Origin of the sequence: Kribbella koreensis (assembly GCF_039525325.1) — a bacterium.
Classification (GTDB): Bacteria; Actinomycetota; Actinomycetes; order Propionibacteriales; family Kribbellaceae; genus Kribbella; species Kribbella koreensis.
This window is the reverse complement of record NZ_BAAAHK010000013.1, coordinates 46030-57038: the sequence shown is the minus strand read 5'-3', so window position 1 is coordinate 57038 and position 11009 is coordinate 46030. Positions and strand designations below refer to the sequence as shown.

At 67.6% G+C, this 11009-nt stretch carries 10 protein-coding genes; 6 read left to right on the top strand and 4 right to left on the bottom strand.

Features of this window, described 5'->3' with window-relative positions:
- Positions 1-25: 25 nt before the first annotated feature.
- Positions 26-715, top strand: a complete 690-nt coding sequence (locus tag ABD116_RS24345; protein WP_343974549.1) for a pyrimidine 5'-nucleotidase — start codon at positions 26-28, stop codon at positions 713-715.
- Positions 716-718: 3 nt separating this feature from the next.
- Here the strand turns inward: ABD116_RS24345 and ABD116_RS24340 are convergent, their stop codons facing one another.
- The 3 genes from ABD116_RS24340 to ABD116_RS24330 are packed head-to-tail and all read right to left on the bottom strand — an operon-like array spanning position 719 to position 3823.
- Positions 719-1555, bottom strand: a complete 837-nt coding sequence (locus tag ABD116_RS24340) for a carbohydrate ABC transporter permease (RefSeq protein ID WP_343974546.1) — start codon at positions 1553-1555, stop codon at positions 719-721.
- Positions 1552-2508, bottom strand: a complete 957-nt coding sequence (locus ABD116_RS24335; RefSeq protein WP_343974543.1) for a carbohydrate ABC transporter permease — start codon at positions 2506-2508, stop codon at positions 1552-1554. The genes ABD116_RS24340 and ABD116_RS24335 overlap by 4 nt, the downstream gene beginning before the upstream one ends.
- Positions 2509-2512: 4 nt before the next feature.
- Complete coding sequence (locus ABD116_RS24330) at positions 2513-3823, bottom strand: ABC transporter substrate-binding protein (RefSeq protein ID WP_343974540.1); 1311 nt, start codon at positions 3821-3823, stop codon at positions 2513-2515.
- Between the two features lie 182 nt (positions 3824-4005).
- On the opposite strand from ABD116_RS24330, the gene ABD116_RS24325 reads away from it, so the two are divergent.
- The 5 genes from ABD116_RS24325 (at position 4006) to ABD116_RS24305 (ending at position 10039) form a co-directional block, all read left to right on the top strand.
- Positions 4006-4710 carry a FadR/GntR family transcriptional regulator gene (locus ABD116_RS24325; protein WP_343974537.1) on the top strand — a complete coding sequence of 235 codons (705 nt, stop codon included), beginning with the start codon at positions 4006-4008 and terminating at the stop codon, positions 4708-4710.
- Positions 4711-4800: 90 nt separating this feature from the next.
- Positions 4801-5238 (top strand): VOC family protein, encoded by a 438-nt coding sequence (locus ABD116_RS24320; protein WP_343974534.1) that lies wholly within the window; start codon positions 4801-4803, stop codon positions 5236-5238.
- Between the two features lie 153 nt (positions 5239-5391).
- Positions 5392-5775, top strand: a complete 384-nt coding sequence (locus ABD116_RS24315; RefSeq protein ID WP_343974530.1) for a hypothetical protein — start codon at positions 5392-5394, stop codon at positions 5773-5775.
- Positions 5775-9080: a caspase family protein gene (locus tag ABD116_RS24310; RefSeq protein WP_343974527.1), complete on the top strand. Its 3306-nt coding sequence runs from the start codon at positions 5775-5777 to the stop codon at positions 9078-9080. The genes ABD116_RS24315 and ABD116_RS24310 overlap by 1 nt, the downstream gene beginning before the upstream one ends.
- Positions 9077-10039, top strand: coding sequence for a hypothetical protein (locus ABD116_RS24305; protein WP_343974524.1), 963 nt, complete (start codon positions 9077-9079; stop codon positions 10037-10039). The genes ABD116_RS24310 and ABD116_RS24305 overlap by 4 nt, the downstream gene beginning before the upstream one ends.
- Positions 10040-10044: 5 nt before the next feature.
- On the opposite strand, the gene ABD116_RS24300 is transcribed toward ABD116_RS24305, so the two are convergent.
- Positions 10045-10911 (bottom strand): DMT family transporter, encoded by an 867-nt coding sequence (locus ABD116_RS24300; RefSeq protein ID WP_343974521.1) that lies wholly within the window; start codon positions 10909-10911, stop codon positions 10045-10047.
- Between the last annotated feature and the right edge of the window lie 98 nt (positions 10912-11009).

The window sequence follows — 11009 nt, the reverse complement described above, 5'->3', positions numbered from 1 at the left end:
CCCAGTCTGTCACTACTCTGGGACGATGCTGTGTCACGCGGCCCCACCTCACCGCCCCGGTCTGGCCGATGTCGACACCTGGATCCTGGATCTCGACGACACGCTCTACCCGCCGGCCAACGGCCTGGCCGAGCAGATGAAGGCGAAGATCCGCGAATACCTCAGCGAGTACTTCGGCACCGACGACGCCGGCGCCCGCCGGATCCAGGCCGAGCTGATCGCGGCGCACGGCACGACGTTGCGCGGGTTGATGACGACGGAAGGCCTCGACGCGCACGACGTACTGGCGTTCGAGCACCGGCTCGACTACTCGGTACTACGCCCTGACGCGCGCCTGGTCGACGCGATCGCGGCGCTGCCCGGGCGCAAATTCGTGTTCACCAACGGATCGGCGTACCACGCGGAGCAGGCGCTGCCCCGGCTCGGACTGGGTGAGCATTTCGACGGCGTCTTCGACATCCTGGCCGGTCAGCTGATCCCGAAGCCTTATCCGGAGAGCTATCGGCGGTTCGTCGAGCAGTTCTCCGTCGATCCCGCCCGGGCCGCGTTCTTCGACGACCTGGCGGTCAACCTGACGGTGCCGGAGCAGCTCGGGATGGCGACCGTTCTCGTCGGCGGCGAGGCCGCACCCGGCACCGCGCAGTACCAGGTACTGGCACCGCGGCGGTGGCGGGTGTGGGATCTGCCTGCTTTCCTTCTTTCCCTAGGTGGCTAGCCTTCACTCCTTGACGGCGCCGGCGGTCAGTCCCTCGACGATGTAGCGGCTGGCGAAGGCGAACAGGATCATGGTGGGGATGATCGAGAGCACCGCCGCGGCCGACATCGAGCCCCAGTCGATGTTGTAGCTGCTGATGAAGCCGTTCAGGGCGGCCGGAATCGTCTTGTTGCTGTCGCTGTTCATCAGCGTGACCGACAAGAACAGTTCGTTCCAGCAGTTCACGAAGTTGAAGATGTACGACGCCGCGATCCCCGGCGTCATCACCGGCACCAGGACCCGGAACAGCGCCGACAGCCGCGAGCAGCCGTCCACCATCGCCGCCTCCTCCAGCGAGGCCGGCACGTTCTCGAAGAAGCCGCGCAGCATCACCGTGCAGAGCGGGATCGAGACCGCGACGTAGACCAGGACCAGGCCCCACCGGTTGTCGACCAGGTACAGCCTCGTCATCAGGATGTAGAGCGAACCGAGCGCGATGAAGCCGGGGATCATCTGGGTGACCAGGAAGGCGCCCATCACCGCGCCCTTGGAGACGAACTCGAAGCGCGCGAGCACGTACGCCGCGAGCAGCGAGATCACCGTCGCGAACGCGGCCGCGACGGTCGACACGATCAGGCTGTTGACCAGGTAGACGGCGAAGTTCGACTGGTCGAACAGACCGCGGTAGTTGTCCAGCGAGAACTGCGCCGGCCAGTACTTCAACGGGTAGGCGAAGATCGCGCCGGGATCCTTGAAGGACGTCACCAGGATCCAGTAGAGCGGGAAGACCGTGATCAGCAGGCACAGGCCGAGCCCGACGAACCGCGCGATCTTGCCGCCGGTGCTGTAGTCGCGGATCATCGCATCGCCTTCTTGGGCCGGATCGACAGCAGGTAGAAGATCGCGAACAGCATCAGCACGAAGACCACCATCACGCCCATCGCCGACGCCCGCCCGTAGTCACCCTCCTGGGTCACCTGGATCATGTACGACGTGACGATGTGCGTCTCGTTGGCCGGGCCGCCACCGGTCATCCCGAAGATCAGCTCGGGTGAGTTGAAGATCCAGATCACCCGCAGCAGCACGGTCAGCGCGAGCGTCGTCCGGATCGACGGGATGGTGATGCTGAACAGCGTCCGGACCTTGCCGGCACCGTCGATCGCCGAGGCCTCGTAGAGCTCCTCGGGCACCGACTGCAGCGCGGCCAGGATCATGATCGCGAAGAACGTCACGCCGTACCAGACGTTCGCGATGATGACCGCGACCATCGCGTACTTCGCGTCGGCCAGCCACGGCACCGGCTCCACGATCAGGTGCGCCTTCATCAGCAGGTCGTTGACGACGCCGAACTCGCCGTTGAACATCCAGCGGAACAGGATGCCGATCAGGAAGCCCGACACCGCCCACGGGAAGAACACCAGCGCCTGGTACGTCCCGCGGAACCGGAACTTGCGCCGCAGCCACAACGCCATCGCGAAGCCGATCAGGAACTGCGGGACCAGCGACCCGACCACCCAGACGACCGAGTTCTTCACCGTGCCGCGGAACATCTCGTCGTGCAGCAGGGTGCTGAAGTTCTTCAGCCCGACCCACGAGGTGTCGGTCAGGTCGTTCAGGTTGTAGTTGCGGAACGCCATCGAGATGCCGTTGGCCAGCGGGTAGTAGGTGAACATGCCGACGAACCCGATCGCCGGCAGCATGAACAGGAACAAGGTGAGCGCGGTCCGCCCGGTGAACTGCCGTCGCCGGGTGACCGGCCGCCGCGGCACCGGCGCCATCGCGGCGCCGCGGCGTTCCGTGTCGGTCAGAGCCATCGGCTCAGTTCCCCGCCCACTTCTTGGTCCAGTACTCGTCCCAGCTCTTCAGGATCTCGGCCGGCTGGGCCTTGCCGGTGATGAGTTTCTGGACATCGGCGTCGGCCTTGTTGCCCCACTCGGTCGACCACGGCACGCCGCGCGGCTGGGTCACCACGACGTAGGTGTCCGGCGAGGAGTTCATCGCGACGTACGAGGCCCAGGGGCCGTCCTTGAAGTACGGGTCGTCGGCCGCGCTCTTCAGAATCGGGACCAGGCTGTTCTCCTTGGAGAACGTCATCGCCGAGTCACCCGAGGTCAGGAACTTCACCAGCTCCACGGCTTCCTTCTTGTGCGTACTTCCCGCGGCGACACCCCAGCCGGCGTTGGCCAGCGGCTGGGCGGCCTTGCCGGTCGGGCCGACCGGCAACGGCGCCGTACCCCACTGGTCCTCCTTGATCGTCTTCGACTCCTTGACCGTCGCGATCACCTCTGGGTCCTGGAGCAGGAAGCCGGTCGTACCGGAGGTGAAGCCCTGCACCATCTCGGGGTAGCCCCAGCTCACCGAGGACGGCGGCGAGGCGGTCTTGAACAGGTCGACGTACAGGTTGAGCGCGTCGACCGCCTTCGGTGACGAGAAGATCGTCTTGCCGCTGGTCAGCTTGAACGCGTTGTCCTTGTTGAGGTCGTCGATCACGTAGCCGGAGATCACCGCGATCGCGTTGCCGGCCGCGCCGAGACCGCCGCGGAACGAGTAGCCGTACCGGTTCTTCGACGGGTCGTTGATCTTCTTGGCCTGCTCGACCAGCTCCGACCAGCTCTTCGGCGGCCCACTGAAGCCGGCCTGCTGGACGAGATCCTTGCGGTAGAACAGCGACAGGCCGTAGAAGCCGTACGGCACCATGTACGACTTGCCGCCCTGCTCGGTGACCTTGCGCGCGTTCTCGGTCAGCGCGTTCAGACCGTCCCAGCCCTTGAGGTCGGGTGCCATGTCGTAGATCCACTTGTTGGTGGAGAACGGGCCGACCGTGGTGTCGCGGACCTCGAGCACGTCGACGCCCTTGCCGGACTGGAGCATCTGCTGGATCTTCTGGTCCGCGGTGTTGGTCGGTGGTGAGATCAGCTGGACCTTGACGCCGGAGTTCTTCGCCTCGAAATCGGCGATCAGCTTCTTCAGCAGCGCGGTCCTGGTCGGGTTGGTCAGGCTCTCGACCATCTGCAGCTTGACCTCGCCGCCGCTCTGCGCCTTCTCGGCCGGGCCGGGGCCGCAGGCAGTGGCGGCCGCGACCAGGGCAACGGCGGCGGCCAGGGGTGCGAACATCTGTCGGTAACGCATTGGCACTTCTCCTCAGGGGATGTGGGCCAGGGGGACGACTTTGCTCTGACATCAGATGAGTTGCGGAACGATCCCAGCACACTACGCAGATTCACGCCGTGACGACAAGGACTTAGTGAGGACGTGACCGCAAGTGGTCTGAGGACTTACCCTCTGAAGGTGTTCTCACAGGGGAGGTGCTGATGGCAGCCACGGACAAGGCGCTGGCCGGCCTGCGGCAGATGATCGCGTCCGGGGAGCTCGGGCCGGGCGAGAAGTTCCCGCCGGAGCCGGAGCTCTGCGACCACCTCGGGGTGTCGCGCAGCTCCTTGCGGGAGGCAGCGCGCTCGCTGGCGGCATTGGGCGTGATCGAGTCGCGGCACGGCTCGGGCACGTACGTCTCCGCACTGGATCCCGCCGAGATCATCAGCCGGTTCTCGCTGTCGGTCGAGCTGATCCCGCTCGAGGGGGTGCTGGAGCTGCTCGAAGTACGGCGGGTGCTCGAAGCGCATGCCACCGCAGCCGCCGCGGCCAGGCAGGATCCCCTGCTGGAGAAGCAGCTGACCGACATCCTCGACCGGTTGGAGGCGACCACCGACGCGGCCGAGATCCAGGCGCTGGACGCGGAGTTCCACGACGCGATCTGTACTGCGGGTGGCAACCCGACCGTGACCGCGCTGACCGGCGTGATCCGCGGCCGCGGCGGGCACTACCGGATCTTCGAACCGGGCGCGGACTTCGACGCGATCAAGCAGACCAGCGATCGCGGCCACCGGGCGATCCTCGCCGCCATCGCCCACCGCGACCCGGCCGCCGCCGCGACCGCCGCCTCGGCCCACATCGCCCAGACCGAACTCTGGCTCCGCGCCCTTCGCCCCGACCCGCAAGTCGCGCTCGGCGAGGGCTGAAACTCAGGATGTAGAGAGGCCGCCGACAGCTTCGTCCATGGGTACAGCAGCGGCCAGGACAGGCCGCTCGACCCCAGAAGGAGCACCACCGTGACGCTTCAGCGGATGGACAACACCGGCATCGTCGTCGACGACCTCGCGGCGGCCGTCGCGTTCTTCCAGGAACTCGGGATGGAGCTGGAAGGCGAGGCGCAGGTCGAGGGCCCCTGGGCCGACCAGTGCGTCGGACTCGACGGCGTCCGCTGCGACATCGCGATGATGAAGACCCCGGACGGGCACAGCCGGCTCGAGCTGGCGAAGTACCTGAGCCCCGCGCCGATCGGCGACGGACCGCGCGACACACCGCACAACACGGTGGGCATGCACCGCGTCATGTTCGCCGTCGACGACCTCGACGACACCATCGCCCGGCTGCGCAAGCACGGCGCCGAGGTCGTCGGCCAGATCGCCGACTACCAGGACATCGTCCGGATCTGCTACCTCCGCGGCCCGGACGGCATCTTCGTCGGCCTCAGCGAGTTCCGCTAGGACCACTTGCCCGATCGGGCAGAGCTCGGGACCACTTGGTTGGCTCACGATGCGTAGCGGGAAGGTTCCAGGCGGACTAGCCTGAGTGATGTGGATCTCATCCGCCGTGGGGGGCCTCGGCGGGGTCCACCGAGTGGGAGGGGGTGGGCTCGGATGACAGAGCTGCGTCTGCAGCTGTCCGAGTCAGGAGCGGATGCCGAGCGTCTGGACACACTGACGAGGTACCTGCGCCAAGAACTGGTCGACCTCGGCGTCGGTGACGTCACGGCGCAGCCCGCCGGGCCGCCACCACCTGGCGCCCGCGCGTTCGAGGCGCTCGCGATCGGCGGGCTGCTGGTCAGCTTGTCCGAGTCGGCCCAGGGCATCCGGAAGGTGGTGACCGCGATCCGTGGCTGGTTGTCCCAGGGCGGTACCACCAAACGGACCGTACGGCTCGAGCTCGAAGGCGACGTGCTCGAACTGTCCGAGGTCACCGAGAAGGAACAGACCCGGCTGATCGAGCTGTTCGTCAGCCGGCACACGGGATCCGGCGGCTGATGGACGGCCGGCGCAAGGCCCTCATCGTCGCCAACGACGAGTACGACCACGAGGGACTGCGGCACCTGCTGTCACCCGCCGCGGACGCCGAGGCGCTCGCGCGGGTGCTCGGCGACCGGCAGATCGGCGCGTTCGAAGTACAGACCGTCCGCAATCAGCCGACCCACGTGATCCAGACGCACATCGAGGACCTGCTCGCCGACAGCAGCGCGGACGACGTACTGCTGCTGCATTTCTCCTGTCATGGCTTGAAGAGCGAGTCCGGTGAGCTGTTCTTCGCAGCCCGGAACACCCGGCCGAACCGGCTCAGTTCGACGGCGATCTCGGCCGACTTCGTCCAGCGCTGCATGCGGGCGAGCCGGTCCCGCAGCATCGTGTTGCTGCTGGACTGCTGCTACGGCGGCGCGTTCGGGAAGGGCGTCACGGTCCGCTCGAGCGGCGATGTGAACGTGGCCGACAGCTTCCCGGAGAACCGCGTCGGCGGCGGCCGCGGCCGGGCGGTGATCACCGCGTCGAGCTCGATCGAGTACGCCTTCGAGGGTGACCAGCTGGCCGACGACAACACCCAGCGGCCGTCCGTGTTCACCACCGCCCTGGTCGAGGGCCTGGCGACCGGCGACGCCGACCGCGACGAGGACGGCTGGGTCTCGCTGAACGAGTTGTACGACTACGTCTTCGAGCGGGTCCGCGCGCAGACGCCGCACCAGACACCGAGCCGCGACGTCGAGATGCAGGGCGAGCTGTACCTGGCCAGGAGCCGGCGCAAACGGATCAAGCCGATGCCGATCCCGGCCGACCTCCAAGCCGCGATGACCGATCCCAACATGTTCTCCCGGCTGGGTGCGGTCAGCGAACTCCGCACCCGGCTGCTGAGTGAGAACCTGCCGTCGGCGGTCGGCGCCTACGAGGCGCTGGCCGAGATCGCCCGCACCGACATCCAGTACGTCGCAGACCCGGCCAAGGCCGCCTTGGCCGAAGCCGCACTGGACCCCACCCAGACCTCGATCGCCTTCCCCTCGGTCGAACAAGGCGCGGACTCCCCCGCGCAGGAGGTCCGCCTCCAGGGCCCACCGATCGCCCGCGCAGCCATCCCACACGCCGACGACCCCTGGATCCACCTCCAGGAGTCCACCGAATCCTTCGTAGTCACCATCGAAACCACCACCCCCGGCCCCCGCACCGGCACCATCACCCTGAAAGGCCCCAACGGCCAACAAGTAATCCCCGTAACAGCCACCATCACCCCACCCGCACCACCCCCTGCCCCAGAACCCACCCCCGCTCCCACCGAGCCAGCAACCCCACCGGCGAGCACGAAGCCGGAGCCGCCCGCAGCGGGCAGTGCGGCTGTGCCCCCGACGCCCCCTCCGGTGGACGCACCTGCCGTCCCGCCAAAGACGACGCCTCCGGCGGGCGCACCTGCAGCGCCACCCCAGACAACACCTGCGGTAGATACACCTGCTGTCGCGCCAAGGACGACGGCTCCCGTGGGCGCGACGACCACCCCACCAACGACGGCTCCTCCTGTGGGTGCGCCGACTGTCCCGCCAAGGGCGACAGCTCCGGTGAGTGCGCCTGCTGGGCCGTCGCAGGCGGTGCCTCTGCGGAGTGCGCCTGCTGGGCCGTCGCAGGCGGTGCCTCCGTGGGTTGCGCCTATTGCTGCGTCGGTGCCGCCACCGGGTGCCAACCAGGGCTGGGCGCCGGGAGGGTCGAATGCTCCGCAGGGTGTGCCTGCGGGGCAGCTGGGGGTCGGGTCGGCTTTCTGGGCGTTGATTCCGGTTCTGTCGTTGGGGTTGTTGACGCCGGTGCCGTTCATCCACGCGGCGGGCAAGCTCAAAGACGGTGGCGCGACAGCCGCAGCGGTCATCTACTCGGTGGTGTGGCTGGGCCTTCTGATCGGCATCGGCTCGGGCATCCAGTTGACCGCGCTCGTGTTCCTGCTCGCCATCATCGGCACCATCCACGCGTTCGTGCTCCGCCCGCGCGTCTTCGCCCCAGCACCGTCACGCCCAGCGCCACCACCGCAGCCCGTACGCCGGCCCGCAACCCCAACAGCACAAGGGACTCCGGTCACCCTGCTCGCCGGTACGCCGACAGCCCGGCGTACCGCCGAAGCGCCGGCACCGCCGGCCGTCCCGCACTTCCGGGTGGTCGCACTGGGCGTCGCCGGGTCCGGGAAGACCGTCTACCTGTCGAGCATGTTCCACACCGTCAACGTGCCAAAGCCCGGCCGGACCTACTTCCTGGAGACCAACGCGGCCCACCGGGTCTACCTGAGCAAGGTGTTCGACGAGGTGAGCGACACCTCCGAGCCCTGGCCCCGCGGCACCAGGACCGGCGAGACGAGAGAGCTCGACTTCGACTGCGTCTCCTTCGACGCCGGCATCAGGCACACCGTCTTCAGGATCAGCTACCTCGACTACGCCGGAGAGCTCCTGGAGTCCGAGCAAGAAGCAGGCTCCACCGCCCTCAGCGACCTGGAGGCCAGGATTCGCGGCGCACACGGCCTGCTCTGCATGCTGGACGGCTACCGCGTCCTGCAGTACCTCCGCAACGAACCGGCAGGCCGCCGGTACTTCCGCAGCCAGATCCAGCCGATGACCGGCATCATGGCCGGCGCCTCCTGCCCGATCCATTTCGTCCTCACCAAGTGGGACCTCGTCCGCGGCTTCGGCGAACCCGCCGACGCCGACGAGAACACCCGCCTCGATCTCGTCCGCAACGCCTTGCTCGAGACCGCCCATCTCCGTGCCCTGATCCAGACGCACACGTTCGAGAACCGGGTCATCCGGCTGATCCCCGTCAGCGCCGTCGGCCCGCACTTCGCCCAGATGGACCAGCAGGGTCATGTGCTCAAGCTGCCCGGCGGCGAGGTCGAGCCCGCCAACGTCGAGGTACCGCTCACCGCGATCCTCCCGGACCTCTTCCGCCAGGTGGAGTCGTCGCTGGACGCCACGACCCGTCGGCGCCTCACCGAAGAAGCCCGCGCCAGACGCGCCCAGGCAGGGAATGCGTCGCTAGACGGCCTCATGTCGGTACCAGCGGGAGCAGCGCTCCGCCAACGACTCCAAGACGTGGTCGGCGGCTCGTCCGGCAAGGAGGTGATGGGCATGTTCCTCGACTGGATGGGTGGAGCCAGCGCCGAACAGGTCCGCGAGGCCGGTCGCGCCAGGCAGCAGTACCGAGCACAAGCCCAGTCCATCGAAGCTGCCCGCGCAGGAGTCCTGGCGGAGTTCGGCACGGAACTCGACCGGCTTGAACAGCGCCTACCGGCCTCCCGGCTCAGTGGAAGGCAGGGCGAGTGACCCAGCAACCGCCACCCGGATGGGCCTTCCTAGTCGCGCGCGGCCGACGCAAGGGCTACCAGTCCCTGCTCATGCCGGACTTCCTGGTCCAGAGCAATGAGTACGGCGCACTGGGCCAACTGTCGAGCAGTGACCAACCTGGCTCGGCGCCGCGGATCTCTCGCATCGAGGGCCTTGCCGCCGGCGACCTCGCGCTGGCCTACGTCACGTACCGGCTCACCCCGGCCGATCTAGCCGGTACGCCGGCCGTCGGCCCGGTCACCGACGAGTTCGGCCGCCCCCTGGAACTCCTGTACGGCGTCGTCTGCCGCGGCCTCGACATCATCGGCCTCGACGACAGCGATCTCGCGACCGCCCACATCGAGGCCCTGCAGACGTACCAGCGCTTCCTGGCCGACGAATCCGGTTTCGTGCTCGCCTCCGCCCAGCCGTTCGCACTCCGCTCGATCACCGCCCCGATGCCGGTCCGGCAGCCGGCCCCGGTGCCACCGCAACAGCCACCGCTCGGCCTGCTGGAGCAGCCTGAATTCATCGACCAGCCGCCAGTACGGCGAAGGCCGCCCTACGTCCCGATCCTGGCCATCGCCGCCGTCGCCGTCATCGCCCTGATCGCCGGAATCAGCGTCCTCGGCGGCGACGACGGCAAGATCAGCAAAGTCGACTTCGTCGCGCCGACGACGAACAGGATCTCCTGCGACAGTCCGGTCAAGATCCAGGCCAAGGTCACCGTCGACAAGGCGACCACCATCCAGTACCACTGGGAATCGGACCCCGACCTGTCAGCAGAAGAGGGCAACTCGGTGGTCGAACTGAAGCTCCCCAAGGGCGACACGATCATCGAGACGACCGTCGACCTCTCCGATGAAGCCAACCCCACCGGGCTGACCCAGAGCTTCGTGATCGACAGTGCCAATGACAACACCAACGTCGACCACAGGTACCAGTTGACCTGCCGATAGTAGGTTCAGGCGAGAGCGATCGCGACGATGCCGGCCAGTACTACGGCACTGCCGACCAGCCGTCGTTGGGCGCCGGCCTCGCCGAGTACCAGCCAGGCGGCCAGGCCGCTGAGGACGATGCTGACCTCTCGCGCCGGGGCCACCAGGCTGACGGGCGCCAGACGCATCGCGAACAAGACCATCAGGTAGGCGACCGGTGAGAGCGCGCCGACGATCAGCACCTCGCGCCAGTTCTCCTTCCACAGCAGGCGAAGCTGGTCCTTGCCGCGGAGCACCTTCGGGGTGAGCATCGCGCTCTGCAGCAGGGAGCCACCGGCGAAGTAGATGACCGGCGGCACGGCGAGCGTCGTCACGGAGTACGCGTCCCACAGCGTGTACGCCGCGATCAGCGCGCCGGTCGCCACGCCGTACGTGACTCCTGCTCGCACAGCAGATCCCTTGGCGCGCCGGGGGCCGCCACTGCTGATGGTGAGTACTCCGGTGACGATCAGCGCGGCACCTGCCAGGCCAATCGGCCCCGGGCGCTCGTGGAGCAGCAGTACTGCGAACAGGACGGACAGTAGAGGTCCAGTCCCCCGCGCTACCGGGTAGACGACGGACAGGTCGCCGACGTCGTACCCGCGCTGCAGGACGATCCCGTAGCTCACATGCAGTACGGCGGTGACGGCAGCGGCCAGCAACCAGTTCCAGTGCGGCCGTGCATCCGTGACGAGCAAGGTGATGACCAGCGCCGGAAGCAGGAAGATCGCGGCGACTGTGTAGTAGGCCCAGACGAAGGTCGCCCCGCCGTGGCGGACCCGCTTGGCGGCGAAGTTCCACGCCGCGTGCAGGAGGGCTGCGACCAGTACCAGGGACAGCGCTTGGGCGTTCACCGAGACTCTTCAGGCATCGCTTGGCACTCTACCGACGAGCAGGTCTTGTGCGGAACTTTCTTCCATCTGTCGAGATCTTGCAGAGAAACGTCGGCATG

Bases quoted from the DNA above. Each gene is read 5' to 3' on its own strand.
- ABD116_RS24345 (WP_343974549.1), top strand. From the start codon at position 26: ATGCTGTGTCACGCGGCCCCACCTCACCGCCCCGGTCTGGCCGATGTC.
- ABD116_RS24340 (WP_343974546.1), bottom strand. From the start codon at position 1,555: ATGATCCGCGACTACAGCACCGGCGGCAAGATCGCGCGGTTCGTCGGG.
- ABD116_RS24335 (WP_343974543.1), bottom strand. From the start codon at position 2,508: ATGGCTCTGACCGACACGGAACGCCGCGGCGCCGCGATGGCGCCGGTG.
- ABD116_RS24330 (WP_343974540.1), bottom strand. From the start codon at position 3,823: ATGCGTTACCGACAGATGTTCGCACCCCTGGCCGCCGCCGTTGCCCTG.
- ABD116_RS24325 (WP_343974537.1), top strand. From the start codon at position 4,006: ATGGCAGCCACGGACAAGGCGCTGGCCGGCCTGCGGCAGATGATCGCG.
- ABD116_RS24315 (WP_343974530.1), top strand. From the start codon at position 5,392: ATGACAGAGCTGCGTCTGCAGCTGTCCGAGTCAGGAGCGGATGCCGAG.
- ABD116_RS24310 (WP_343974527.1), top strand. From the start codon at position 5,775: ATGGACGGCCGGCGCAAGGCCCTCATCGTCGCCAACGACGAGTACGAC.